The organism is Pseudoteredinibacter isoporae, from assembly GCF_011602085.1.
GTDB classification, from domain to species: Bacteria; Pseudomonadota; Gammaproteobacteria; order Pseudomonadales; family Cellvibrionaceae; genus Pseudoteredinibacter; species Pseudoteredinibacter isoporae.
In genome coordinates, this window is sequence record NZ_JAAONY010000001.1 from 1,608,697 (window position 1) to 1,634,603 (window position 25,907).

Consider the following 25,907-nt stretch of genomic DNA (forward strand, 5'->3'; position numbering starts at 1 on the left):
GAATACCTAATGGTCAAATTTTGTTAACAACTAATTTTCATGCGACTGTAGGTAACGCAGTTGCTCATAGGGCTGATGCCCTCTCTCCTGAGTTTGCACCTCAATGAGTGAGCAGTTCGAACAGAGCGGGGCTTACGTAGGCGGGAAGTTGAAACACACTGTCGTAAGCTCACGGCTCAAGGCCTACATCGGCGAAGCAAGTGGATTCTTTAGAATTTATGTTGGATTTTCAGCGTGCTAGCGTAATATGCTCTTTGTTAAAGGCCCTGGAATTGTAAGTGCTCTATGCCGGTCTTCAAGTTCAATAATTCCTAAAGATCAGAGTATATGGGGTGTGCGGGGAAAACATCGGGGTTCCCAAGTTGTTGTAAACAATAATAAGATATTCAAATCATAACTTCAGGTAATGTGCTTTATTCATGGCTCCAATTTCTAATGAACTTCCGAGTTGGTTGATATCGGCTAAGTGGATGCCGCCCAGACACCACGTGTCTACCATTGAGCGTCCCCATTTAATCAATGCATTAAATCAAGGTTTTCAGCAAAAGCTCTGCTTGGTGACGGCGCCCGCAGGTTTTGGAAAAACCACATTGCTCAGCCAATGGCGCCAGCAGTTATTGGCGGCAAATACCCAAGTGGCCTGGCTCACTCTGGATGAAGCCGATGGTGATTTGAATAACCTGGTTTGTTACATCATCTTTTCTCTCATTTCGGCGGGTATGGATTTAGGGCGCCTTCAGATGTTGGCGGAACAGGGATTATCCGATACATCTCCTCGAGCTTGTTTGGCGTTGTTATTGGCAAGTATTGAAAGCAATGATTCAAATACGGTGTTGATTCTGGACGATTATCACCGTTTGGATTCAAACAGTGTGGATCAGTTTATTGATGAACTCCTGGCCAATGTCAGCGATAACTTCCACCTGATTATCAATTCGAGAGAAAAACCCGGCCTGGATATCAGCCGCCTGCGTTCCCAGGGGCAGATTCTGGAATTTGGCCCAGAGCAGTTGCGTTTTAACAGTGAAGAATTGCAGTTGATCATGGGGCCGGATATGGCACCAGTACAGCTTGAGTCCTTGCTGGAGAAATCCGAAGGTTGGCCGGTGACCATCCAGCTGCTTCGTCAGGCAATTGCCAGCGGAAGCAATCGGGAAGACTTGTTGGCCAATTACTCAGGCACCAGCAGTCACCTTTCTGAGTATCTCTCTCGGCAGATTCTTGATAAATGCGATGCCGAGGTCCAGCAATTTTTGTTGACTACGTCGATTCTGGAGCGTGTGAACAACAGTCTCGGGCAAGCGCTCAGTGGTGTTGCCGATGGTTTTGACAAGCTTGAAAAAACCACAAGTATCGCAACGTTGTTTGTACCTCTGGACGAAGGCAAGCAATGGCTGCGTTATCACCATCTGTTTTCCGACTTTTTGCGAGAACAATTGCAGCTTCGGTATCCCGAGCAAGTCACCCGCTTGCATCTGAGAGCCAGTGGTTGGTTCGAGCAGGATAATAATCTTATTGAAGCCGTGCGCCATGCCTGTCTGGCAAGCGATTTTAACCATGCGGCTGAACTGATCGAACAGGCCGGTGGTTGGGAGCTGATCCTGTACGGTGGTATTGGCTTTTTAAGGCGGTTGTTGCAGTACTTCAGCGAAGAGCAGTTGAAACAGCACCCTCGCTTGCAAGTCGCACGCGCTTATCTTTGCCAGAAAGAGGGGGCTATTCGTGCTGCACGGGATTATTTGGAGCAGGCTCGGGCCAATCCCATTGTGAGCAGTGTGCCGTTTCTGGATAAGCGTCAGGTGTTTGAACGTGATCACGCCATTGTCGAAGTTTTGCAGGGCAACTATGAAGATGATTTCAGTATCAGCCGTAAGTACCTCCAACGGCCAAAATCAGTGGAATCAAAACGCCTGGGGAGCGAAGACAGTATTTTCGATGGTGTGCTGAATTGTTCCTTATCCTTGTTTCTTATGGCCGAGTCGCAGTTTGATGGCGGAATTGGCCATATTCAAAAGGCCATACAGCAAATGCGGCAGGCCCAGAGTATTTTGGGGACCAATTACTGCTATCTGCATTTGGGTACGCTGGCGTTTTATCAAGGCAATCTGCGTCAATCGGAAGCCTATTGCCTGGAAGCACAGGCCATGGCGGATGAAAACTTCGGCTCGGATTCCGGTTTGAAATACCTGGCGGATGTTCTGATCTATTCCTTGAAAGACTGGAAAGCCGAACTGAATGAAGACTTGAGGGATTTTGAAAAAGTTCTTCAACACATTGAAAACTACGATGGCTGGTTTGAAATTTATATTGCTGCCTACGAGCTGCTGTTGACACGAGCCTGGCAGGACAAAAAAGAAGAACAACTTAGAAACTTGATCAAGCGTGTGCAGGCCGTTGTTGACGAGAGAATTAACCGGCGTTTGCAGATCTTTATTGATGCCTGTCAGCTGGGTTTGGCGATTCTCGAAGATAACGAACTGCAGGCCGAGCGTCTGCTTCATCAACACAAAAGTCTATTTGACGAGAAAGCGGAGCTGGATTGGCGACCCATGCAGTATTTTGGCGTTATGGCCGTACACTGGCATACGCATAAGCAGGATTTCAACAAGGCCCAGCATTACCTGCAGCGCATGGAAAAGAGCTGCCGTGATTCAGGCGCCCGGTGTTTTCGGGTGAGTTGCCTGGTGCTCAACGCTGAATTGGAATATCAACGCAAGCAGTCCGCACAGGCAGCCCGTTACCTGTTTGAGGCCGCGAGCCTGGCATGGCCTGAAAATATCATGCGCCCATTTGTACGCAGTGAACATGCAGTCGCTATGATCGCTGCGGCCAACAATTACAGCCAGGAACTGCCGGTGGATCGTTTGAGTTTGAACTTTCTGCAACAGTGCAGTGATCTCGCCAAAAAGCTTAAAAAGCACAGTTTGAAACAGCAACAGCTGCTCAGCAGCCGGGAGATGGAAGTCTTGCTGCAACTCCAGTTAGGGTTGTCCAACAAGGAAATCGCGAGGGCTCTGGAGATGACAGAGCACACGGTTAAATTTCATCTTAAAAACGTGTTCAGCAAGTTGGGGGTCGATAAGCGCACCAAGGCCGTGATTGCGGCCCGGGAGCAGGGCATATTGGATTAGCAGGCATTCCAGGGCTACGGTGGGGGAAGGTTTAAACCTACCCAAAAGAGTAGGTTTTGGGGATAGGACTAAAAACCTAAACATAAAACCTGCCTGGCTACCCTTCATGTTCGTTGTCGCCTCTTACCCTCCTCTCAATAATAGGTCTCGCAAACAATAAAAAACTACTTGCCTGGAGAGATCAGTATGTCAAACACCCGAATTGGAGCATTCGCCCTGCTTGCCCTAATCGGTGGCGGTCAAAACGCCATAGCTCAAGCCGTAAGCGAAGAAAACAGTCTTGCCCTGGAAGAAATTGTGGTGACGGCGCGGATGCGTGCTGAGAGCTTGCAGGATGTCCCCATTTCCGAAACCGCATTCTCTGCTCAAACCATCGAAGATTCGCGCATTGAGACTGCCGATGATTTTCTGGCCCTGTCCCCAAATGTGACCCTGGCAAACTCCCAGAGCGCGGGTGTTTCTTTTATGACGATTCGTGGTATTTCCCAGGTTCGCAATGGTGAGGCACCGGTTGCAGTGGTTGTGGATGGCGTGCTGCAAATCAATAATCGCCAGCTGACTCAATCGATGATTGATATGCAGTCCATCGAAGTTCTGCGCGGGCCCCAGGGCGCACTGTATGGTCGCAATGCGGCGGGTGGTGCCATTCTTATCAGCTCCAATCAGCCGAGTGATGAATTTGAAGGTTTTGTGAAAACAACCGTTGGTAAAGGCGATGAGTTTGCCGTGACCACGGCCTTTGGTGGTCCCATTATCGAGAACACATTGAAATACCGAATTGCTGCCCGCTATCAGGACATTGATGGTTATCTCAACAATAAGCAATTGGCTCAAAAAGTAGATGGTATCGAGGATAAAACCTTTCGTGGCATTTTGCAGTGGGATATTTCGGATCAATTGACAGCTACTCTGCGAGGCAGCACGGTACGTACCGAAGGCGGTGGCCTGAATTTTCAGTATCAGCCCGTTGAGTTTGATGGGAACAGTTGTAATACCAGCAACCCCTTCGGTGGTCCAACACCGGACGCCGACAACGTCTCGCGTGAGTTCTGTGCAAACAACCTGGGATACAATGAGCGTGATATTGACGAGTTGTCGATCAAGCTGGATTACGACACGGATGCTGTAAGCTTTACCAATATCTTCTCATACAATAACGTAACCGAATACGGTGAAGCGGATCAGTTCCCCTATACCAATGAAGTGGATGTATTTGGCTTATTCGATGGCAGTCAGACCCAGTTTGTGGATGTAAAAGCCTGGAGTTACGAAACCCGTTTGGCCTCTAACGATGAATCGCCCCTACAGTGGATGATTGGTGCGTATTACCTTGAAACCGAGCGCTTTATTTCCACCACAACCGGTGATGATAATCGCCTGGGTATTGAGCGAATAGAACGAACTCCGAAATTTAACAGCGCGATCAATCCGACGGTATCGTTTATTGCTGATGATAATGACAATCGCGCCTGGGCACTGTTTGGCAATGTATCTTACGATCTCAGTGAAGATCTGGAAATTGCATTAGCATTGCGTTATGACGAAGACAAGCGCGAACAAAACATCTCACCTTTAAATACGGCCGGATTGCCCGTTGGTTGTACCGTGGCGAATCCTGCGGCTTGTCAGCAAAAAGAAACTTACAGCAAGCTGCAACCTAAAGTATCCATTCGCTACGCCCTGGGTGAGGATGCCAATGTCTACGCTTCATACGGTGAAGGTTTCCGCAGCGGCCAGTTTAATCAATTCGGCGTTGCCGTGGCAGCGGCCAACGCGGGTGTCATTGGGGTCAGTGATCGGGTCGATGCGGAAGTAACCAAAACCGCTGAGATAGGTATTAAATCTGAACTGCTGGATAATCGTCTGCGTTTAAATGCGGGTATTTTTCATACCAAAACCAATCCGCTGTACTTTGTGTTTGTTGGTGCGGTGGGTGCACAGGTATTGGTTAATATCGATGATGTACGCCTGATTGGTGGTGAAATTGAAGCGGCTTTCAGTGTCAGTGAAGGCCTGGATATTTATGCGGGCTTTGGTTACACCGACAGTGAAATTCAGCGTAATACCCTGAATCCCACAACGGTTGGCAATGAAGCGCCTTACATCGCCGAGAATACCTTCAATATGGGAGCGCAGTACCGTACCGATATTACCGACGACATTGGTTTTGTCGCTCGCATTGATTATGAACGTCGTGGAGCCCAATTCTGGGACCCGGAAAATTCCACTGACCGAAGCGCCCTAAATCTGGTGAACGCTCGTATGGGTATTGAGGCGACGGATGGCAAATGGTCGTTGACGGCGGCGAGCAAAAACCTGACGGACAAGGCCTATAACTCCGAGTGGGTGTTAGGTGGCTTTGCGCACCCTGCGACGCCGCGTACCTGGCACGTAGATTTCAAGTACAACTTCTAAACCCTGAACTTCTTCTAAAGGACAAGCGATAGCTATTGGAAATTTTCCAGGGCTATCGGCTTGCCTGAAAAAAGTGAACGCTATGGAAAAGACAAAAATTTTGTGGATAAACCCGATCAATGTAGATGCTTATGATCAACCTATGGGTGAATTCATTGACACTATTCGTCTGCCGGGAACGGAAGTGGAAGTTATTTCCTTTCGTGGAAGTATTCCACTGAATAATCTGGAATATCGAACCTTTGAGGCTATGACGGTAGCCGATACAGTCCACGCCGCTCGATATGCGGACGAGCAAGGTTTTGATGCGGCCGTTATTGGCTGCTTTTACGATCCTGCGCTGGAAGATGCAAGAGAGATATCCGGCAAGACGGTTGTAATCGCCCCTTGCCAGGCGAGTGTTCAGCTGGCTTCCAATTTGGCCAATAACTTTTCAGTCATTATCGGTCAGGAAAAATGGCGTGCTCAAATGAGTGAGCGTATTCATGCCTACGGTTACGGTTCTCGACTTGCTTCAATGCGTTCGATTGACATTCCAGTTCCTGATTTGCAGAAAGATTGTGAGTACACCGCTGAAAAAATCATTGACGCTGGCCGTTTGGCAATTCAAGAGGATAAGGCTGAATCCTTGATTTTAGGATGTACCTGTACCTTCGGACTGTTTGAAACGGTACAGAAAGAACTGAATGTTCCAGTCATTGATCCAATTGTTGCTGCGTTTAAATCAGCAGAATTCATGGGCAGTTTAAAAAAGCAGTTTCAGTGGTATCCAAGCCGGAAATGGACCAGCGCTGCGCCCCCTGAAGAATTGATTCAATCCTTTGGCCTTTTCAAAAATCCCCCCTCAATTGGCAACCGTTATTTATTAAAAGAAGCGCTATGAAAATTTACCCAACTCGAAATATAAGCACTGATAGCCTGGATATCGCTGAGCTATTTAATTTATGTGGAAAAAAGCAGGGCAGTGACTTGCAAGTCGGTGTGGCAGGTTTCCCTTTAAACCTACGTCATCCTGCCGAGGGAATGGCTGCGCATGAGCAGGATGAAATCTCCATCATTCTGGAAGGTGAGTTCACAGTAGAAACTGAAGGCGGTGTTTTTACGTGCAAGGCCGGTGATGTCACCTATATTCCGGCAGGAGAGGCCCATGCCTCCAGTTCCAGCACGGGTGGCAAAGTGTTTTACGTTTTATTTGGACCAGGAGCTTAAGACAATGCGAGCAGCAAGCGATGTAGGCGGTACTTTTACCGACTTGGTGTATTACAACTATGATGAGACTACTGGCGAAAGCGGGCAAGTGAGTGTTGCCAAGGCCGATACAACTCCGCCCAACTTTGAGCAGGGAGTCCTTAACGCCATCCACAAAGCTGGAATTAACCCCGAAGCGTTGGGCTTCTTTGCCCATGGTTCTACAGTGATTATTAACGCACTTACTGAGCGAAAAGGGGTGAAAACGGCGTTGATTACCACTCGGGGGTTTCGAGACGTTCTGGAAATCGCCCGTGGAAATCGTCCGGATCTGTTTAATTTTAATTTCAGAAAGCCCAAGCCTTTTGTTGAACGATATCTTCGTTTGGAGTTGCCCGAGCGAGTGAATCATAAAGGTGAACTGCAACAAGAGGTGGATCTTTCAGAATTGCCCAAGATGATTGATTATCTGAAATCCGAAGGTGTTGAAGCCATTGCGATCAGCTTTCTCCATGCCTATCTCAATTCGGAAAATGAAACGAAAACCGTGACCGCTGTTCGAGGGTTGTGGCCCGAAGTCTCCATCCTGGCGTCAAGTGATATCTCACGGGAATGGCGTGAATACGAGCGAAGCAATACGACGGTGCTGTCGGCCTATGTGCATCCTATTGCAAAGAAGTACATTGAATCTCTGCAGGAAAAGCTGGCAAAAGGAGGTTTCAAACAGCAGCCCTACATGATGCAGTCAAACGGGGGCATTGCTACGGTTAACAGCGCGAAAAATAACCCCATTACTATGGTAGAGTCCGGCCCCGCGAGTGGCATTTTTGCCGCCGCGTATCTGGGTAAAAAAATTGATGAGCCGAATCTGATCGTATTGGATATCGGGGGTACAACCGCAAAGTGTGCCCTAATCGAAAATGCGGAAGTGAAGGTGACCACTGAGTACTACATCGAGCGGGATGAAAAATCGCCCGGATACCCCATTCAAACACCGGTTTCAGAAATCGTTGAAATAGGCAACGGTGGCGGGAGCATTGCCTGGACAGACGAAGGCGGCAAGCTTCATGTTGGCCCTCAATCTGCGGGGGCGATGCCGGGACCTGCGGCTTATGGGCGTGGTGGTAATAAGCCAACGACAACAGATTCCAATCTTATTCTTGGGCGTATCGATAAAAATTGCTTTGTCGGTGGCGAAGTTGAACCCGATATGGCGGCGGTAGAACAGGCCTTTGCGCCTATTATGGAAACACTTGATATCGGCCTGGAAGAGGCCGCTCGTGGAGTTGTTCGTATTGCCAATGCCAATATGACCAACGCTTTGCGCCTGGTGTCTACCAACAAAGGTTATGACCCGCGTGATTTTGCACTGCTTGCTTTTGGTGGCGGTGGTGCAATGCATGCCGTAGCGCTGGCAGAAGAATTAAAAGTTCCCAGGGTTATTGTGCCGGTTAATTCTTCGGTATTTTCTGCCTGGGGCATGTTGCTGACTGATTTGAGACGCGACTATCTGCAAACCCAACCGATGAGTCTAAATGCAGAAAGCTCATCAGCCATCAAGGAGCGCTTTGAGCAACTGAAGCAGAGGGCGGTTGAAGATTATCGTCAGGATCAGGTGGGTGACCAACAAGAACTCGTATTCGAGCACTTGGCCGACTTGCGTTATCAAGGCCAGGAACACACAGTAAAAATTGCTTTGCCTTGTGATAAGGATGGATGCATTGATTTGGACGCAGCTGTTGAAACCTTTCATCAGGCTCATTTAAAACGTTTCACTTATCGTCTGGACGCCGATGTGCAATTGGTGAATTTTCACTTGGTGGCCAAGGTAGAAGTTCCCAAGCCGGAAATTGCCAGAAAAACGATCCATGGCAAAACCCTGGAGGAGACTTTGCTGCACAAACGTACCGTCGATTTTGATCAACACGGTTGTCATGAAAGTTGTGTGTACGATGGTCTCGCTCTGGAGCCGGGTATGAGTTTCCATGGCCCGGCGATTATTCAGGAACCTTCTGCGACGTTGGTGATATCGCCCGGCCATCGAGCCGAAGTCGATGATTATGGCAATTACATTATTCACCTGCAGCAAGCTGAACAATAAGGAGCGAACAATGGATATTTTTACAACTGAAATTATCAAAGATTCTCTGGTTGCTCTGGGGGATGAGATGTTTAACGCCATGGTGCGTACAAGCATGAGTCCTATTATTTACGAAACTACGGACTTTGCTGTTGGTGCGACCGATGCCAAGGGAAATTTATTGGCGCAAGGGAATGGTGTAACCGCTTTCCTGGCGACTCTGGATACGGCGGTGCAAAGCTGTCTGGAACATTATCCGAATCCGGGCGATATCGAACCGGGTGATGTCATCATTACAAACTCGCCCTATCACGGCGGCGGCACGCATTTATCGGATGTGGTGATTATTCTGCCCGTTTTCTTTGAGGGGGAATTGGTAGCCTTTACCGTCAATAAAGCCCATTGGACAGAAGTTGGTGGTGCTCAGCCCGGCAGTGTTTCTACCTGTGCGACCGAGATTTATCAGGAAGGTTTGCATTTTAAATTTCTGAAACTGTATAACAGTGGGGAAATAAATCAGTCCCTGGTGGGATTGATTGAAGCCAACGTGAGATTGCCCGAATCCACATTAGGTGATATGCACGCCGGAGTGGCCGCAGCTCGCGTAGGTGCCAAACGCATTGAAGAATTGATAAAAAAATACAACAAATCTCAAGTTCTATACGCCATGGATGAATTATTGGATTATGGCGAGCGTATGACCCAGGCCGAGTTATTAAAGCTACCTCAGGGGGAGTATCAGGCTGAAAGTGTTGTCGAAGAAGATGGATTGGGAAATGGTCCATTTACGATACGGGTCAAGGTTACCATCGCGGATGGTCGAATGAAGGTCGATTATACCGGTACCGATCCACAGGCGGAGGGCCCGATTAATTGTTCCTACACAGGCTTGGTAACCGGGGCGCGTTGCCTTTTTAAAGCGGTAACCAATTCCGATATTCCTGCAAATGGCGGCTGCTTTAGAGCCCTCGATATTATTTGCCCACCTGGTACGGTTGTCAGTGCCCAATCGCCCGCCCCGGTTTCGTTGTACTACGAGCCCTTGATCGCGGCGATTGATGTTATGTGGCAGGCCCTTGCACCGGTTGTTCCAGATCGTCTGCCTGCGGGTCATCAACGAAGTGTCGGCGCCACCTTTATCAGCGGCGAACATCCGGATAATGGTGAGCTGTTTGTTATGGGCGAGCCTTTAGTAGGAGGGTGGGGTGCAAGTGCGGGCCAGGACGGTGATAGCGGCCAGTTCTGTTGCGCCAATGGTGAAACCTTCAATATTCCTGCCGAACTGTTTGAAAACCGATACGGCGTTCAGATCCAGCAATACGCTTTTCACAATGAAGATGGTGGTGCGGGAGAATTCCGTGGCGGCAAGGGCGTGGTATTGGATTACGAAGTGACCGCCGACGTCGCTTACCTGACCTACGCAGCTTCACAGACGGTAACCCGTCCTTGGGCAATGCAGGGTGGCCAGCAAGGCTCGAATAATTACGCACTTATTTTACGTAAGGATGGCAGTGAAGAGCGCCATCATATGTGTACGACAGTGCCGGTGGAAAAAGGCGAGGTGATTCGTTTGTACACTGGTACCGGTGGTGGTTTTGGTGAACCGAGTCGGCGTCCCGCAGAAAAAGTTGTGGCAGACATTAAAAATGGTTACATCACTGCTGAACAGGCCCAGCGTGATTATGGATTTGAGCCACAGCAGGAAGGTTTCAGTGGATAAGGCCCAGGAGGATTTTTCTCGAGAACCGGTTCCACAGGAAAAAACCTTATCCGGTGTTCATATTGCGCTTGTGATTATTGGCGGCACGATTGGCATCCCCGTGTACTTGATGTCCGCTAATTTGGGCGGCAGCTTGGGCTTGGCCCAGGCTGGGCCCGCCTTTTTATTGGGCTGCTTGGTTCTTGCATGTCTGGGAGCATTGACCAGCCTGTCAGGGTCACGCAGCCATTTATCAACGTATATGTTGGTAGCGTTTGCTTTTGGTCGGAGTGGAGCAAAGTTGGTGAATTTCATTATCGCCTTGTCTTTGCTGGGTTGGTACGCAGTGACCATGAATGTCTTCGCCCAGGCGATGGACTCAATGGTACAAGACCTGAGTGGCTACCGCGTTCAACACGCCTGGTATATCGTTATTGGCAGCCTGATGATGTGTGGCGTAAGTATCGCCGGCTTCCAGGGGATCGATAAACTGGCGCTGATGCTGGTGCCCATAATGCTGGTGTTTCTGTTGTACGCCGCTTTACTGGCGACCGAGACAAAAGCTCTGTCTGACATGTTGAGCGCTCAGCAGCCGGCGTTAAGTTTTAGTCAGGCAGTCTCGGCGGTGATTGGAAGCTATATTGTTGGCGTTGTTATTCAACCTGACTATAGCCGTTTTGCCCGAAATGATCGCCACGCTATGTGGGCCGTGTTTTTTGCACTGGGTATTTCCTTCCCTATAGTGATGCTGCTATCGGCTGTGCCTGGTGTGGCGACCGGGGAGCAGGATCTTGTAAAGATTATGATCATGTTAGGAATCGGTGTCCCCGCCTTTATCTTATTATTGCTGGGTTCCTGGTCCAGCAATGTGTTGTCCTTATATTCTTCCAGCCTGTCCGTCGCCACTATTTTTACACGAGTGCACTTGTGGAAGATCATTTTAATCATCGGCTTTCTGGGAACGCTTTTGGCGTTTCTAAATGCCCAAACCTATCTGGTGGATTTCTTATTACTGCTAGGCATTGCCATTCCGCCGGTTGCAGGAATCTACGCTATCGAAGTGTTGTTGTTTCGACGGGGGCACTGCGATGTACGCCAGCTGGACGAAGAACCCCCCTTTAACCGCGCAGCATTTTTTGCTTGGGGTGCTGCAATTCTGTTTGGATGGTTGTCTCAAAACCAAGTTTTAAGCCTTGTCTCCGTGTCAGCGATTGACTCACTGGCGGTGGCTTGTGCTCTGTACACGATGCTTAAGCTGCCGAAGCGATTTCTCGCAACACTGGAATACTAGATTGAGTGGGAGTATTTGCGAGCCCAGCGTCAACTTTGTTTTTCAGATGTTGCTTTGAAACTTTCCATTTATGATGGTGCTGCATTAGAAGTATCGAAGCCATCGAATATCTCGTCGTCGAGATTTGAGATCAGCGAACCAGGCGGAGGGATAGTAGAGTGGCACTATCAAGGCAACACTCCATACCCAAACCATATAAAGGTGATCGACGCCATAATACGCACCTTTCGTTTTACCGAACAGTAACAGTGCTACGAGATAAAGGATCTTGAGCACGTACAAATGAAGAATATAGAAAAACATGGGAGCGCCACCCAGAATAGCCATTTTTTCTATTACCCAACTACCTTGCTGAGCTTTTTCAAAGTGTGCGAGCAAGATAAAGCTCACTCCCAAGGTCGAGAGGAGGAACAGCAAAGAGGGTGGATATTTAGTTAGATTGAGAAATGCCATGGTGGTTTGAAGCGCATTGTCATAAACAATCCATGGTTTGTCGCCGTAAACGTTCAAGGTTCGAATTACAATGAAGGCAGCAAGCATTGCCAGTCCATATCGGATCAGGTTTTTCAGGCGTTCATCTGTGTTGACCTGTTTCCCAAACCAGGGGCCGATTATATACCCAAAGCTGATTACGCCTATCCACGCGAGAACCGGATAAGTCGTTTTCGCTTGCATCCCAAAGCCGATGTCAAAAAAAACTTTCTCGTGGAGCATTGCCCAGGGAATGTATAAGACCGTACCCGGTTCGAATGAGATGCTGTCGAGCAGATTGTGGCCGGCAATAATCAAAACCGTGATAACAAGCAGCAGGAGGCGAGGCAGGTGAATTAAGCCGGCAAGGGCAACCATGCTAACCCCGATGGCCCAAATCACCTGAAGGTAGAATTTCTCTGGGGGAAACTGTCCTGTCCAGGCAAAACCAATGACTGTGATTTCCAAAAGCATAAGGAAAAGTCCGCGTTTCAATAGAAACAAGGAGGTTTCCTGTCGGCTATGGAATTGACCGTAGAGATAAGCTGAAAGGCCGGTCAGGAAAACAAATGCGGGCGCGCAAATAGAGCTGAGTAAACGCGTGAAAAACAATCCGGGATCAACACTTCCCGCGTCCATAGGGTCACTGACCTGCATATGCAGGTATATGGTTTCCCGGGCATGATCAACGAGCATAAACAACATAACCAGCCCGCGTAGGGCATCAATCGATATAAGCCGATGTCGAGTTTGTATGTTTTGGAGATCCCGGGTCATGCTGTTCCTTTTTTGTTCAAGAATGATATTGATGGTTTAAGGCAATAAGCGGTGACGAGAAGCCGAACAGTGGGCCGATAGAAAGTCTGTCTATCCGTATTACGGCTTTTCCTGATTCAGCCAGTTTGCCTTGTTTTGGTTTGGTGATAGCTGGATCTACCGACTGTTATGTTATAACATAACAGTCATAAGTTTGAGTAGCATTTTCATTATCGCTACCGCCATTTCCGGCAATCTAATCAGGAGTAAAACGTGAAAAGTCTCTCTACGCAGGCCGTTCTGACCTACGCCACAACCCTATCCAGTTGTATCTTTGCGGCCAATATTGCTATGGCTCAAGAGAACAGAGCCGAGAGCCAGGAGCTCGAAAACGTGTTGGTTATCGGTACCCGCCAGGCCTATCAGGGAGAGTTTACGACACTGGAAACCCCTCAATCGGAACTGACCATTGATGCAAAAGCGCTGAGAGATGCAGGGGCGCTTGACCTCAATCAGGCCCTGGATCTTTCCAGTTCAGTGGCTCGCCAGAATAACTTTGGTGGCCTTTGGAACAGTTTCGCTTTGCGAGGGTTTGTGGGCGATGAAAACCTTCCGAGTAATTACCTGGTTAATGGATTTAACGCTGGACGAGGATTTGGCGGTGCTCGTGATCTTTCGGGTATTGAGTCCGTTGAAGTACTGAAAGGCCCTCGTGCTGCCTTGTTTGGGCGTGGTGAGCCAGGTGGTACGGTTAATCTTGTATCCAAGCGTCCCACGTTTGAGCAAGAGGGTGAGCTGCGATTGTCAGCGGGCAGTTACAGCACTTTCCGCACGGATATTGATTGGACTTCGCCCCTGTCTGATGATTTTGCGGTACGTATCGTCGGGTTTTACGAGGATGCCGAGAGCTTTCGAGATACTATTGAAACGAAAAAACAGGGGTTAAGCCCTTCATTCATCTACCGATTGAGCGAGCAAAGTCAACTCGTTTACGAACTTGAATACAGCCATCAGGAAATCCCCTTTGACCGTGGTGTGATTGCCATTGATGGCCAGTTGGGACGAATCCCCGAAAGCCGGTTCCTTGGTGAGCCTGGCGATGGCCCTATGGAAACCGATGTGTTAGGGCACCAGCTTGAGTTCCAGCACGACTTCGATGATAACTGGAGCGCGCTTGTTGGTTTCAATTATCGTGACACATCGCTTGAAGGTTTTGCCACCGAAAATGGTTTTGGAGCCCCGGATGAAAACGGCGATTTCGGACGCTTTCGTCGCTATCGCGATTACGATGCAACGTACCAGGTCTTTCGCGCGGAGATATCCGGCAGTTTTCATACCGGTGATCTAGAGCATCGAATCATTGTTGGTGTAGACGCTGATGAATTTGAAAACGATCAGTTCTTCCTGAGAATCAGAAACCGTCAATTCAACCAGGAAATTAATGTCTTCAATCCGGTCTATGGCGCCTATGCATTGCCCCAGCCATTACCAAACACTGATCGTGTTGAAACCCAGGAATCGTTGGGTGTGTACATCCAGGATCAAATCAGCCTGACAGAAAAGCTTGATATTCGATTGGGTGCGCGTTTTGATGACTATGAACAAGAGCTCAATAATCGCAGATCCAATCGTATTTCCAGGTATTCCGAAACCCAGTTGAGCCCGCAGTTTGGCGTGGTCTACAAAGCGACCGATTCCCTATCACTGTACGCGGCTTACGGCGAGAATTTCCGCCCACTTTCAGGGGCTACGGATGAGAACGGGCTGGAGCCTAACCAATCGAAATCAACAGAAGTTGGCATTAACTTCACACTCAATGATGGCGCGTTAGAAGGAACTTTTGCAATCTTCGATGTTGAACAATCGAACATTTCAACTGTTGATGCGGATTTCAATGCAACCGCGATTGGCGAAGCGGGTAGTCAGGGGGTTGAGTTAGACCTCAAAGGCAATATTACCGATACACTCAGCCTCTGGTTGTCCTATGCCTATGTCGATGCTGAAACTGAAAACGCATTCAATGATCCCAACTTTGGGACAGAGGTTCCTGCGGGTTCAGATCTTCTCAACATCCCTGAGCAACAATTCAGTTTGAGGCTCGCTCAGCGAGTACAGGTCGCCGGTAAGCCCCTTAGCTTAATAGGTGGTTTATTGTATGTGGATGAACGAAATGGCTTTTTCAGCAAGCAGGATTTTAAGCTGCCTAGTTACACAACCGTTCAAATCGCGGCGAATTACGAGGCTTCAGAGTCTCTGGAGTTGCGTGCTGAAATCAACAATTTATTCGACGAGGAATATTATACGAATTCCTTTGCGGATGTTTGGGTGCAGCCAGGTACGCCAAGAAACTTCCGAGTCTCTGCAGCGTTTCGATTTTAGTGCGTGGTGATTGGGGATAAGCTCATCGCTGATCCCCGGAAAAGGTCGTCATCAAAGAAAAAGACCCATAAAAAGCCGGCAGACTCTGCCGGCTTTTTATTAAGACGTTTACCTGCTCGCAGGTGTGGCTGGCTTTGCTGAGCTTTGAGATATATAAGCGCAGAGAGTTAAACTCTGGAAGTGAGCTTGGCACGTTGGACCAATAACAGGGCAAATGACATAATCACCAAGCTCCATAGCGGGGAGGCGGGTACTGAAGAAGCTTGTATCACTGGCCCGGAGGATGCTGCTTGGTTATTCAAGGTTCGCTGAACACCTCCTGCAGCCCACGCTGCCAAAGCACCCGGAGTAAGGGCTACTCCCGTGACGTCAGCATCAAGTTGATTACTGCTGAAATTGACATTGGCCGGCGTCGCCGGATCATTACCAAAGCTCAAGGGAATAGCACCGGCAAGCTGGTTGCTGGACAGATCGATAAGCGCCAGATTGGTGAGATTGCCCAGATTGCTTGGAATAGTCCCTGTCAATCCGGAATTCTGGAGAAAAAGGCGCTCCAGGCTGTTATTGCTTCCAAGTGAGCTTGGGATGGTGCCGCCTAAATTGGGGTTCTCGGCTATGGAAACCAACAACACATTAGTCCACCCGCCAAATATATCGGGAATACCACTGCTCAATTGGTTATTAAACAGAAATAAGCGTCTCATGTTGGTCAGCGCGCTAAAGCTGCTGGGAATCGAGCCTGTCAGGCTATTTTGGCTAAAATTCAGTTGCTGTACCTCTGTCAGATTTCCCAGGCTGCTGTTTAAATTGCCGACCAGATTGTTATTGTCCAGTGATAAGCTATTCACATTTTGATTTGGGGCGACACCAATCAATGCCACTCCAGCCCAATCTCCCGGGTTGCCGGTTCCCCAGTTATTATTGTTGGTCCAGGATTCTCCCGCAGTAGAAGCAAACAAATCTTTTAGGGCATTGCATTCCGCTGCTGGAATCTGGCTTTGTGCGCTGCAATCATAAGCGGCCACTGAGGCCTGGGTTTGTGCATGGCTGACAAATGGGCTGCACGCCAGCGTCAGCAACAGCAATGAGCCTTTAAGAAAGTGTAAATGTTTTTTCATGTGATGTTCCTATGACCGTCCCCCTGCTGACTTGCTCGCAGCGGATTTAAAAGTAGAAGCCGCCCGAGGAGCCTGGGACTCTCAACCTCTTGAGATCATGTACCTTGTCAATCACTCGCAAGCTAAGCTGCTCAAGCGGCGGGAGTAGGATACTGGCCAGGCGGAAAGGGTTACTGAAAAAGGATGATGAATTTTGAAAAGTTCTGAATGTGTGAAAAATGTACAGAGCGCGAGCTTGTGGAGCGCTCAATTGGGGATGAGTGTCTGATATCTCTGTGAAACTTCAGAAGACAGTATGAGCGTGGTTTTAGTGATGCTTGTTTTGGAAGTTTATTGCTTGCGGCTTATAGAATTCTTTTAAGGACATCATCCTGAAAGCTGTCTCCGATTGGAATCTCCCTATCATCAATTTCAATGTCGTGTTTGGTATAAGCCGAAATATGCGCTGGATTAACAATATAGGAGCGATGAGTTTTGATGAAATGTGATGGGAGCTTCTCAAAAAAGGAGGACAAGCTGCTTTTAACGACCAGTTTCCGTTTCGTGGTATGAATTTCGATGTAGTCCTTTAAACCTCGGATGTATAAAACGTCATCAAAGTAGATTTTCACCTCTTTGCGATCACAGCGCACAAAGAGGTGTGACGCTACAGACGATGAGCTGACTTTTGGAGATTCTTGTTGCGCCAGAAAGCGCTCAACAGCCTTAAAAAAGCGTGAAAACGTTATAGGTTTGAGCAAATAATCAACGGCTTCCAGTTCAAACCCATCCAAAGCATAGTCACGATGGGCGGTGGTAAAAATAACCTTTGGTTTGTGTGTAAGGCTCCCATAGAAATCGGTGCCTTTCAGGACGGGCATTTCAATATCGAGAAACAAGAGATCGATGCTTTTTTGATTGAGGATCTGGCTGGCCTCTATCGCGCTGGAGCACATTGAAACAATGTCGAACTGAGGCAGCTGTTGCAAGTGCGCAGCGATCAACTCCCGCCCCAGCGATTCATCGTCAACAATAAGGCATTGATATCGTTTACTGGTCATAGCTTTCCGGTACCTGGATTTTTAAATCAACACGGTAATCATTTTTCGTTTCATGTATGGCTAATTGGTGAGAATGTGGGTAAAGCAGCGCCAGTTGCTTCTTCAGGTTATCTAAACCTATGGAGGGACAATTTTCTTTGATTACCTGTGACTTTGGCTTGCTGTTGCCAATCTCAAAATGAATCTGCTTGATATTGGATGATAAGTGGATGTCTATTCGGGATTGCCCCAGTTCCTGGCTGGCACCATGCTTAAAGGCGTTTTCCACCAACGTCAAAAACAGCAGAGGTGCAACACTGAGAAGCTCATTGACGTCATGCTGAAAGGAAACGTTGACCCGGTTTCCAAATCGCAATTTCTCAAGAGCAATGTAATCACTGATCATTTGCACTTCTTTTGTTACCAAAACCGTCTTGTCATGAGTGTGATGCAGGATGTAGTCCAAGATTCCTGATAGCCGCTCCACTGCTGTAGCGGTTTGTTCAGAGCGACACAAAGCCAGTGCGTAAATATTGTTTAGCGTGTTGAAGATGAAATGCGGATTAAGCTGTCCCTTGAGAGCACGTAGCTCAGCGGCTTGTTTTTGTTCCCGCAATTCCAGAAGTTGTTTTTGTCTTTGGTAAAAATTAGCAGCAATAAGCAAGGCGGAAGGGAATAGCAGCATCGGCCATTTGCCTAGCACAATATATTTAATCATGCCGGAGAGCCCCAGGCGCTGCCAAATGGAAAGGTCAGACAAATGCGCCAAATAGTAGGCGCCATAGGTGTTAGGATAGCTTGATTCAAGGTACAGATAGCTGACCAGAATATAAATTTCTGATGCGAGGAAAACCACCAGAGCCATTGATAGTACGAATGCTAACAGGCGGTTTTTATCTAAAAAACATGGAACCCAGAATCTTAACGCTATTATTGCGACGAGCCATTGCAGTACTGTCGCGAGACCAGCAACCTCAATACCCTCACGAATCGAAGAGTAGCGCTGCCATTCAGGGCCCAGGTTCACCATAAAGACGACACCCCAGAATCCTGTCTGTAAGAGCAATCCTTGAAGCTTGGTATCAGAATGATTCACGGTGCAGGCCGGGTTTTAGAATTGATTAAACACTATACCTAATTTTAGAAAAGCTACCATCTTGTGTCGCTCAAGCGGAACGTTCAGTCGACGAAATCAATAGGAATATCGATCAAGGTACAAAATTCATCGCTAACGGCATTAGGCGAAGATAGCGCGAGTTTCGTCTAAAAGTGCCCTTGTTGAATCTCCAGGTACCTATGATCTGCGTTCACTTACGTTACTGGAGGTAACCATGCCACTTTTCCTGGTCCGCGCATTGACACTGTTAACAATCGTCTTTCTGAGTGCGGTAGCAAACTCTTCATTCGCTAAAGAACATTCAAAAAGAGCGATCCTCGTCACTGGAGCATCTTCGGGTATCGGTCATCAGATCGCCCTCACGCTCTCCCAAAATGGCTACTTTGTGTATGCGGGAGCGCGAAAAGAAAGGGATATCCTGGCTTTAAGCAAGCTCCCAAATATCCAGGGAATACGTTTGGATGTCACCAAGGATGAAGACATTGATTCGGCGCTTAAGCGTATTAAGTCTGCGGGCAGAGGCTTATACGGGCTTGTCAATAACGCCGGTGTTTTTGTTTACGATCCGCTCATCGAAATCTCGGAAGAAGATATGGCGTTCGTTAACGATGTCAATGTCATGGGGCCCTACCGAGTGAGTAAAGCGTTTGCGCCACTCATCATCGAAAGTGAGGGAAGAATTAGCACGATCGGGTCTATCTCAGGCCTTTTCGCGGGTCAGTTATTTGGACCGTACAGTATGAGCAAACATGCTATGGAGGCTTATTCTGAAGCGCTGGCTAAGGAAATGGAAAAGTTCGATGTGCAAGTCAGCGTCGTGGAGCCGGGTAATTTTCGCTCGAATATCATGAAGAATATGGAAAAGCGATTGAAGTCAATTGATCAGGGAGATCGGAAAACCCAGTATCGAGATGAAATTGCGCGTCTTGTTTCATTTGTTAACACCGATCGTTCACATCATGCATCACCGGAGCCCGTGGCGAATGCGGTTTTGGAGTTTATGTCTTCAGAAAAACCAAAATTTCGATACTTGGTGACACCCAATAAGCAAGAGGCAGATTACGCTATCAAACGCTCTTTGCAGAAAGTTGTTGAGCTTAATCAGGATCATGAATTTAGTCTCAGCAATGAAGCTTTGCTTGAAATGTTACGGTCGCTTCTGGGTAAGGCTGAAAAATGAATGCCATCAAGCAGAAGATATCAGTGCTTACTCTCATGGAACCCCATGAACAGAAGCCGGCGATAGCGGCATTTTTCATGGCGCTTATGCTAATGACTGCCTACTTCATATTGCGTCCGGTTCGGGATGCCATGGCCAGTGACTGGAGCGACTCGGAAGTCAGCATGCTGTGGAATATCCAGTTTTTCCTGGCGGTTGGGATTGTAGCCTTATATGGTTTCGCAGTCTCCCGAATGACGTTGAGGAAACTGGCTCCATTTATATACAGTTTTTTCTCTCTGAGCTTTGTACTGTTTTACTTTCTAACGCCCTGGTTTAGCAACCCTGTGCTGTTGGAGAAAGGATTTTATCTTTGGGTAACCGTATTTAGCCTGTTAAATCTATCTGTGTTTTGGAGCTTTGTAAGCACAATTTTCACGAAAGACCAATGCATGCGGTTATTTCCATTTATTGGTGCAGGGGCGAGTGCCGGGGCCATGTTAGGGCCCACGATCCCGTTGTTTTTTAGTCGCGCAATGGGTCTGGATAATCTCATGTTGGTCGCCGCTATTACTTTGTTATTAGTGATCCCTGTGGCCTTGTATTTGAATCGAATACAGGCTGCTGTTGACGGTGAAAATCAGTATCGCCAGAAAGACGGTCCTAGTGTCATAGGAGGTCCCTGGTGGAAAGGTTTTTCCGATGTGCTCAGTAATCGTTATTTGCTGGGTATTGCCGTATTTATTCTTCTTTATGTATTCCTGAGCTCATTCATGTACTTCCAGCAGAAAAATATTCTGGCGGAATTCAGTCGCCCGGAACGCACCCAGATTCTTGGAGGTATTGATTGGATTGTAAACCTCATGACATTTGTATTTGCTTTTGCTCTTACGAATCGCATGGTTAAGTACCTGGGTATGGGGCTAACCCTGGCGAGTGTGCCCTTACTGTTGGTATTGGGTATGGGCATTCTGGCCTTTGCGCCTTGGGTAACCATATTGTTGGGTGTTCAAATTGCTCGTCGGGTTGGCAACTATTCCATTACGCGGCCAGCGCGTGAAATGTTGTTTACCGAGGTCAGTCAGGAAGAGCGTTTCAAAGCTAAGCCGGTAATTGATGTGGTTGTCTATCGAGGCGGTGATGCGGTGAGTGCTTCCCTGTTTGCGCTGTTAAGCGATGGTATGGGCCTCGGGCTGGGCGCGATTTCATGCATCGCAGCAGGCATTGCTTCTGTCTGGGCTGCGCTTGGCGTCCGGCTCGGGCGGCTATATGAACGATCTGACTCCCAGGATGGTGAGGGAAATCATGATGACAGTCTTGCAAATAACCATCCCTCCTTACATTCGGCAGCTCAACGTTAGAGCAGGGTGATGATCAATACAGGGCTGAGGGCGGAAGTCGCTTCTTGTTTGTGGCTGCACGCCTCAGTCCAGTTAAAAAGTCGATTGGATAATTTTATGTTTAAATATTCGGCCAGAGTGTTATTTCTTCTGATGTTATTGGTGGCTACAGCTCAAGTCAGCAGTGCTGATCATACGGTTGTAGATACGGCCACATTAAAGGCGGTACAAGCGGCAATACAAGATCCGGCTCGTATTGAAAAAGCTCGGGAAAGAGACCCGTTTAGGAAACCTCTTGAAGTGTTGCTCTTTTCTGAAATCAAACCCAATGACAGTGTGCTCGAAATTACTCCGGGTGAAGGGTATTACACTGCGCTTCTGTCCAGAGTCATTGGTGATAAAGGCGTTTTATATGCCGTGGACCCAGCGCGAGCTTTTGAGCACTTACCTCAAATTCGTGAATTTTTTACTGATTATCAGAAGAAAGATTTCCGTAAGAATATCGAATATTCTGTTCAGAAGCTGGATGAAATTCAATTGCCTGAAAAGGTCGATCAAATCTGGATGGTGCTGTATTACCACGATACCTATTGGACGGGCGAAGACAGGGCAGAAATGAATCGCCGTCTTTTTGATCTGCTTAAACCAGGCGGCACATTGCTGTTAATCGATCATCATGCCAGGCCCCAGGACAGTGATCAGTTTACCCGAAGCCTGCATCGTATACATGACAGTATGGTGATGACGGAATTAACCCAATCCGGTTTTGTGCTCAATTCCAGCAGCGATATTCTGTCTAACCCCAATGATCCCAGAACCGATTCTGTATTCAGTCCTGAATGGCGTGGGCGTACGGATCGCTTTGTTTGGCGTTTTAAAAAGTACAGGTCGCGTGTTTCTGATGGGGCAAGTCGATGATCTATTGAGCCTAGCTTTAACAGCTTCGCATACATTGTTTGTTTTAATTGATAGAGAGAAATCCCGAACTATAGATATGTTCTTTTTAGCTTATTCCTCTGATATCAGTGTCATGATAAAATTCTATGTCTTTTCTTAAATTTCTTCGAAATTGAGAGGTGATATTTACAATTTTATCCATTTGAGGTTTTGAATATCTGTTGTTATATTCGTAGTTTGAGCTCAGGCAGTCTCTCAGCTTATATCCGCTTTCTATTAGCTGTCGGGAAGCGATTAGGCCTCCAGGGCCGTTCATCCAATCGCTTATTTGACTTCGTATTTTCAGAACACTTTGCCTATCAAATGAATTGTTATTTTTTGGAACTCTAGTGAGATATTTTGTAGCATCTAAAGCTGTTGGATAATGAGCTAAACGCTCTTCGTACAGTTTCTGCATATAAATGTTGTCAATCTGAATTTCGATTTCTCTTTTCTTTCCCTGCAGAGACATTCTTGTAGATATAAACCCAATCAAACTAATGATTAGAGATACTCCGCCAGCGATCAGAGTGGTTAGTATTTTTTCTTCCATGTTAGTTCTCGTTTTCATGCATCCCGTTAACTTGGGGAGCTGGTGTTAAAGAATTCATATTTTTGCTTGCTAACTTTTTAAACTGAGTAAAGATGAGCGGGTAATTGCTGTCGATTATAGAACAACTTAATATAATTAAAGGGGCTTGTTTCGTTAAATCATGGGTCCTGTAGATCCGTTTTATAATTTATTATTTTCAAACTACTAAAGACCGATTTTTCTACCGGGCTATCCCAGAAATTATCTTCACGGCTCATGTTGGGCTAAATTATCTTGATTGCAGAACTTGATTAAGTTTTTGCTGCTGTAATATAAATGTTGCTCTGAGTGTACCAATACAGCCCATATTTTGGGGTTATTCTTGTTTTGTGGTTGGAGAATAGGGTTTCGTTGTGAGACCGAAAGTACATACTATTAAAACTTCTTCATTCTGAAGAGTCTTCCATCATCTCCTCGGTCATGAAGTTCTCGGATTATTTCACCTTTTTTGAAATAAATCTTTGAGCCCTGAGAGTTCTCTGGAATGTCTGCGTCAAGAACAGTAATAATAAGTTGAAGTTTGTTTCTTTCTGCAATAACTCGCCACGCATCTATGAGTCTTAGTTTTACTTTGTCTTCTAAGCTTTCTAGTAGACCATCATGGTATGAAAATCGGTAGTAAGAACTATCTGAATAATGTGTTAATAGTGCAAGATCAAAGCATGCGGCCATTACTTTTTTATATGAGTGACCCTCGTATACAGCGGTTTCATCAGATGTGCCTACTTCAAATTGAGGGTTGCCTTCTTTGTTTATTTTTAGATAGAAGTAGGCATCTATTCCAAGGATGTCCTTAACTAGGCCGCCAAAAATGGAATTAATATTTTTAATTGAACCGTTTACGCTTTGCCTTGAGGCTCTGATAATTTTATCTGCTAGCTGGGCCTCTTCTATATTTGTTTCGGACAGTCTGGCTCTTAAGTTTGTTGCGCTGTCAAGTTTTTCAAGTCTCTCGCGTAAGGTGGATAGTTTGGCTTCATCTTTTCTTATAATTCCTTGCAGCTTTTGATATTTTTTGAAAGCTTCTTTTTCTAATAAAAGTGAGCTTAGTTTTTTCTGTTCGGATGATAATTCAGAAAGTTCTTCGGATACTGATGATAAGTTTTCAATGAGCTTTAATTTTGCCTTTTCAAGGTGTTCCTTTCTTCCTTGAGTCATTTTCTTATTAAGGGTTGCGAGATCATCATAAGTTTTTACAAGCTCGTCAGGTAGATGTATTTCTATAGATTTGTAAATATCTAAAACGTCTTCAATATTAAAATTGAACACTGCTTTTAAGGATTCATTTATATCGGAGATCCGTTGTTCTATAGAGTATCTCTCTTGATTTAAGTTAGTGATGTTTTGTCCAATATCATCTACCAGCTCTCTAGTGATATCTTTGTCTATTTTCTGAAAAGAAAAGTCGGATAGATCCCGATCCATTGCTGAAACAGACTCTTCTAATCTCGAAATTTCAGCTTCAATTGCTGCGGCATTTTGATTGGGTGATGAAATGTGCTCAAGTTCATCAATGGCTGTTTTTAATCTCTTTGCCGTGTCTCTAGCATTATATTTTCCAGCTATTAGATCGGAGTTAATACCGAGAAGCCCGCTTAAATAAGGCTTCCAAGTCCTGTCATTTTCCGGCGTGTTCTTAACTTTGAATATGTCTGAATATTCTTCTTGGTTTCTGATGCAGTATCTAAGTCCAGTCCTAAGGTGGCCAAGTGAATTCTCAACGACATTTAACTTCAAACCTTCATTCAGTGCTTTTTTTGCCGCATCCACCCCTAGGTTTTTTCCGACTATAGAAAAAACGCCTGACTTAATTACGTTGATTGGTTGTGCTGATGAATATATTGAAATTTTCCCTTTCACTTCTCTTTGAATTGTATAGTAGAGGTTGGCGCTTGTTTGTATTTCAAGGTAAAAGGTAAAGTCAGAAAAGATTTCGTCGGATTTTAGGAAGAATCCAGTTTTGGGTTTCTTTATTATCATGAAATCCAATATTTCTGCAAGTTTTGATTTTCCTAGAGAATGAGATGTCTTTTTGTCATTGGTTTTTTTTGTGGCTGTAGCGTAAATGACGTTTAATCCATTGTGAAAAATTATTTCAGGAAATATATTTTCTTTACTTGAATATAGCTTTACTAGCTTAAGCAACTTTTTCGTCCTTGTTCGTTTTGTATTTTATGAGCCAAACTTTATCCGTTTTTTCGGAATAATTTACTTTTCCTAAGGCAAATAAGAGCGTTACACATTTTGTGACATCATCTCGAGTGTAGCTGCTGTGAAATATAAGTAGGTAATCTAATACTTCAGATATGGTGGCTCTATTGTTCTTCAATAAGAATTCAATAACTAATGATGTTGTGTTTAATAATGAAAACCGTAAATTGCTAAATCTACTAGGTGATAGCATCTGCGCCCACCTTTTTGCCTATGCAGCAGTTGCAATAAAAATAGTATAAGATTAGCAGTATTAGATCTTCCTTTTCGCTTAAGGTGTCGTAATGCTCATCGATAAGCTTGTCAGTAATTTTTAATAGAAGCTCTTCAAAGCGAAGGCTGTCCTGATTCGTTAAGATCTTACGGTTTAAGCTTTTTATGATTCTGTCAATTCTGACTTGTAATTTAGACTGATTCTCTTTTAATCCAAGGAATTGATCGATTTTATAAAATTGCGGATAAAAATCTAATTCAACAAAAGTTTCGAAAAAATCAGAGGACAAGTTGTTGATTTTGTTTTTTTTGCTAATATCAATTCCCGTTAGATCTAAAGGGCCTGCGTCATTTATTTGTTCGATGCCTTCATCGATGGTTAATATCACATCTCTTAATGTATGTGGATCGAAGGTTAGGTTTCCGTTATGGATGGAAACTAATTTCTTGAAGACATTACCGTGATATTGTGGGCCTGAATTTACGGTAACCTCGACACCCTGATCGCCTTTGCTAGCTAACCCGCTGTCTTGATTGATGTTTACGCTGACACTATTTTCTTCAGTCATTGTTATTATTAATATTTATTTGCGAATTCTGTTTTCCGGAAGAAAGGGCGCCTGATTTTTGGTCAACGATTACTTTTGCGTTGTTGGCGTTTTTTTTATTGCTGGAATATTTTGTGAGGCCAATAATGCCTATGATGGATGCTATTGCTATCCCTGCAATTTGAATTAAGTTTGAGCCTGATAGTTCCATAAAAACATCCTTATTGTTTCCGTGGGCTTAAAA

Annotated in this window: 19 protein-coding genes; 11 read left to right on the top strand and 8 right to left on the bottom strand. The window is 46.1% G+C overall.

What is annotated here, in order from left to right:
• Nucleotides 1-488: 488 nt before the first annotated feature.
• From G8768_RS06985 to G8768_RS07015, 7 genes are all read left to right on the top strand, one after another.
• Nucleotides 489-3,131: a winged helix-turn-helix domain-containing protein gene (locus G8768_RS06985; protein ID WP_166849353.1), complete on the top strand. Its 2,643-nt coding sequence runs from the start codon at nucleotides 489-491 to the stop codon at nucleotides 3,129-3,131.
• Nucleotides 3,132-3,317: 186 nt separating this feature from the next.
• Nucleotides 3,318-5,546 (top strand): TonB-dependent receptor, encoded by a 2,229-nt coding sequence (locus G8768_RS06990; protein ID WP_166849351.1) that lies wholly within the window; start codon nucleotides 3,318-3,320, stop codon nucleotides 5,544-5,546.
• A gap of 82 nt (nucleotides 5,547-5,628) precedes the next feature.
• Nucleotides 5,629-6,429 (top strand): aspartate/glutamate racemase family protein, encoded by an 801-nt coding sequence (locus G8768_RS06995; RefSeq protein WP_166849348.1) that lies wholly within the window; start codon nucleotides 5,629-5,631, stop codon nucleotides 6,427-6,429.
• Nucleotides 6,426-6,755, top strand: coding sequence for a cupin domain-containing protein (locus tag G8768_RS07000; RefSeq protein ID WP_166849346.1), 330 nt, complete (start codon nucleotides 6,426-6,428; stop codon nucleotides 6,753-6,755). Before G8768_RS06995 ends, G8768_RS07000 begins: the two co-directional genes overlap by 4 nt.
• Nucleotides 6,756-6,759: 4 nt before the next feature.
• Nucleotides 6,760-8,835, top strand: coding sequence for a hydantoinase/oxoprolinase family protein (locus G8768_RS07005; protein WP_166849343.1), 2,076 nt, complete (start codon nucleotides 6,760-6,762; stop codon nucleotides 8,833-8,835).
• 10 nt (nucleotides 8,836-8,845) lie between these two features.
• The gene (locus G8768_RS07010) at nucleotides 8,846-10,534 is read left to right on the top strand and encodes a hydantoinase B/oxoprolinase family protein (RefSeq protein ID WP_166849340.1); all 1,689 of its coding nucleotides are present in this window, start codon (nucleotides 8,846-8,848) and stop codon (nucleotides 10,532-10,534) included.
• Complete coding sequence (locus G8768_RS07015; RefSeq protein WP_166849335.1) at nucleotides 10,527-11,804, top strand: cytosine permease; 1,278 nt, start codon at nucleotides 10,527-10,529, stop codon at nucleotides 11,802-11,804. The genes G8768_RS07010 and G8768_RS07015 overlap by 8 nt, the downstream gene beginning before the upstream one ends.
• Nucleotides 11,805-11,888: 84 nt before the next feature.
• On the opposite strand, the gene G8768_RS07020 is transcribed toward G8768_RS07015, so the two are convergent.
• Nucleotides 11,889-13,052, bottom strand: a complete 1,164-nt coding sequence (locus G8768_RS07020; RefSeq protein WP_166849331.1) for an acetyltransferase domain-containing protein — start codon at nucleotides 13,050-13,052, stop codon at nucleotides 11,889-11,891.
• A 252-nt stretch (nucleotides 13,053-13,304) separates the two neighbouring features.
• Here G8768_RS07020 and G8768_RS07025 point away from each other — a divergent pair, with 252 nt between their 5' ends.
• A complete protein-coding gene (locus G8768_RS07025; protein WP_341800983.1) occupies nucleotides 13,305-15,410 on the top strand; it encodes a TonB-dependent siderophore receptor in 2,106 nt (701 codons plus the stop codon).
• A 167-nt stretch (nucleotides 15,411-15,577) separates the two neighbouring features.
• Here the strand turns inward: G8768_RS07025 and G8768_RS07030 are convergent, their stop codons facing one another.
• From G8768_RS07030 to G8768_RS21265, 3 genes are all read right to left on the bottom strand, one after another.
• Nucleotides 15,578-16,528 (bottom strand): hypothetical protein, encoded by a 951-nt coding sequence (locus tag G8768_RS07030; RefSeq protein WP_166849329.1) that lies wholly within the window; start codon nucleotides 16,526-16,528, stop codon nucleotides 15,578-15,580.
• 344 nt (nucleotides 16,529-16,872) lie between these two features.
• Nucleotides 16,873-17,568: a LytR/AlgR family response regulator transcription factor gene (locus tag G8768_RS07035; protein ID WP_166849326.1), complete on the bottom strand. Its 696-nt coding sequence runs from the start codon at nucleotides 17,566-17,568 to the stop codon at nucleotides 16,873-16,875.
• Nucleotides 17,558-18,643 carry a histidine kinase gene (locus tag G8768_RS21265; protein WP_166849323.1) on the bottom strand — a complete coding sequence of 362 codons (1,086 nt, stop codon included), beginning with the start codon at nucleotides 18,641-18,643 and terminating at the stop codon, nucleotides 17,558-17,560. Before G8768_RS21265 ends, G8768_RS07035 begins: the two co-directional genes overlap by 11 nt.
• A 235-nt stretch (nucleotides 18,644-18,878) precedes the next feature.
• Here G8768_RS21265 and G8768_RS07045 point away from each other — a divergent pair, with 235 nt between their 5' ends.
• The 3 genes from G8768_RS07045 (at nucleotide 18,879) to G8768_RS07055 (ending at nucleotide 22,081) form a co-directional block, all read left to right on the top strand.
• Nucleotides 18,879-19,844, top strand: a complete 966-nt coding sequence (locus tag G8768_RS07045) for an SDR family NAD(P)-dependent oxidoreductase (RefSeq protein WP_166849320.1) — start codon at nucleotides 18,879-18,881, stop codon at nucleotides 19,842-19,844.
• Between the two features lie 77 nt (nucleotides 19,845-19,921).
• On the top strand, nucleotides 19,922-21,184 hold the full coding sequence (locus tag G8768_RS07050) for an NTP/NDP exchange transporter (RefSeq protein WP_167202730.1): 1,263 nt from the start codon (nucleotides 19,922-19,924) through the stop codon (nucleotides 21,182-21,184).
• Between the two features lie 96 nt (nucleotides 21,185-21,280).
• Nucleotides 21,281-22,081 (top strand): class I SAM-dependent methyltransferase, encoded by an 801-nt coding sequence (locus tag G8768_RS07055; protein ID WP_166849314.1) that lies wholly within the window; start codon nucleotides 21,281-21,283, stop codon nucleotides 22,079-22,081.
• Between the two features lie 85 nt (nucleotides 22,082-22,166).
• On the opposite strand, the gene G8768_RS07060 is transcribed toward G8768_RS07055, so the two are convergent.
• The 4 genes from G8768_RS07060 to G8768_RS07075 form a co-directional block, all read right to left on the bottom strand.
• Nucleotides 22,167-22,652 carry a hypothetical protein gene (locus G8768_RS07060; RefSeq protein ID WP_166849311.1) on the bottom strand — a complete coding sequence of 162 codons (486 nt, stop codon included), beginning with the start codon at nucleotides 22,650-22,652 and terminating at the stop codon, nucleotides 22,167-22,169.
• Between the two features lie 414 nt (nucleotides 22,653-23,066).
• Nucleotides 23,067-24,836, bottom strand: a complete 1,770-nt coding sequence (locus G8768_RS07065; RefSeq protein ID WP_166849308.1) for a DUF2326 domain-containing protein — start codon at nucleotides 24,834-24,836, stop codon at nucleotides 23,067-23,069.
• Between the two features lie 245 nt (nucleotides 24,837-25,081).
• Nucleotides 25,082-25,684 (bottom strand): ABC-three component system protein, encoded by a 603-nt coding sequence (locus tag G8768_RS07070; protein ID WP_166849306.1) that lies wholly within the window; start codon nucleotides 25,682-25,684, stop codon nucleotides 25,082-25,084.
• The gene (locus tag G8768_RS07075) at nucleotides 25,677-25,874 is read right to left on the bottom strand and encodes a hypothetical protein (protein WP_166849303.1); all 198 of its coding nucleotides are present in this window, start codon (nucleotides 25,872-25,874) and stop codon (nucleotides 25,677-25,679) included. Before G8768_RS07075 ends, G8768_RS07070 begins: the two co-directional genes overlap by 8 nt.
• Between the last annotated feature and the right edge of the window lie 33 nt (nucleotides 25,875-25,907).

What these genes read in the sequence shown, in the direction of transcription:
- G8768_RS07030 (WP_166849329.1), bottom strand. Translation starts at nt 16,528, where the DNA reads ATGAAAAAACATTTACACTTTCTTAAAGGCTCATTGCTGTTGCTGACG.
- G8768_RS07035 (WP_166849326.1), bottom strand. Translation starts at nt 17,568, where the DNA reads ATGACCAGTAAACGATATCAATGCCTTATTGTTGACGATGAATCGCTG.
- G8768_RS07045 (WP_166849320.1), top strand. Translation starts at nt 18,879, where the DNA reads ATGCCACTTTTCCTGGTCCGCGCATTGACACTGTTAACAATCGTCTTT.
- G8768_RS07020 (WP_166849331.1), bottom strand. Translation starts at nt 13,052, where the DNA reads ATGACCCGGGATCTCCAAAACATACAAACTCGACATCGGCTTATATCG.
- G8768_RS07050 (WP_167202730.1), top strand. Translation starts at nt 19,922, where the DNA reads ATGGCGCTTATGCTAATGACTGCCTACTTCATATTGCGTCCGGTTCGG.
- G8768_RS07005 (WP_166849343.1), top strand. Translation starts at nt 6,760, where the DNA reads ATGCGAGCAGCAAGCGATGTAGGCGGTACTTTTACCGACTTGGTGTAT.
- G8768_RS07055 (WP_166849314.1), top strand. Translation starts at nt 21,281, where the DNA reads ATGTTTAAATATTCGGCCAGAGTGTTATTTCTTCTGATGTTATTGGTG.
- G8768_RS07000 (WP_166849346.1), top strand. Translation starts at nt 6,426, where the DNA reads ATGAAAATTTACCCAACTCGAAATATAAGCACTGATAGCCTGGATATC.
- G8768_RS07060 (WP_166849311.1), bottom strand. Translation starts at nt 22,652, where the DNA reads ATGGAAGAAAAAATACTAACCACTCTGATCGCTGGCGGAGTATCTCTA.
- G8768_RS06990 (WP_166849351.1), top strand. Translation starts at nt 3,318, where the DNA reads ATGTCAAACACCCGAATTGGAGCATTCGCCCTGCTTGCCCTAATCGGT.
- G8768_RS07075 (WP_166849303.1), bottom strand. Translation starts at nt 25,874, where the DNA reads ATGGAACTATCAGGCTCAAACTTAATTCAAATTGCAGGGATAGCAATA.
- G8768_RS07070 (WP_166849306.1), bottom strand. Translation starts at nt 25,684, where the DNA reads ATGACTGAAGAAAATAGTGTCAGCGTAAACATCAATCAAGACAGCGGG.
- G8768_RS07010 (WP_166849340.1), top strand. Translation starts at nt 8,846, where the DNA reads ATGGATATTTTTACAACTGAAATTATCAAAGATTCTCTGGTTGCTCTG.
- G8768_RS06995 (WP_166849348.1), top strand. Translation starts at nt 5,629, where the DNA reads ATGGAAAAGACAAAAATTTTGTGGATAAACCCGATCAATGTAGATGCT.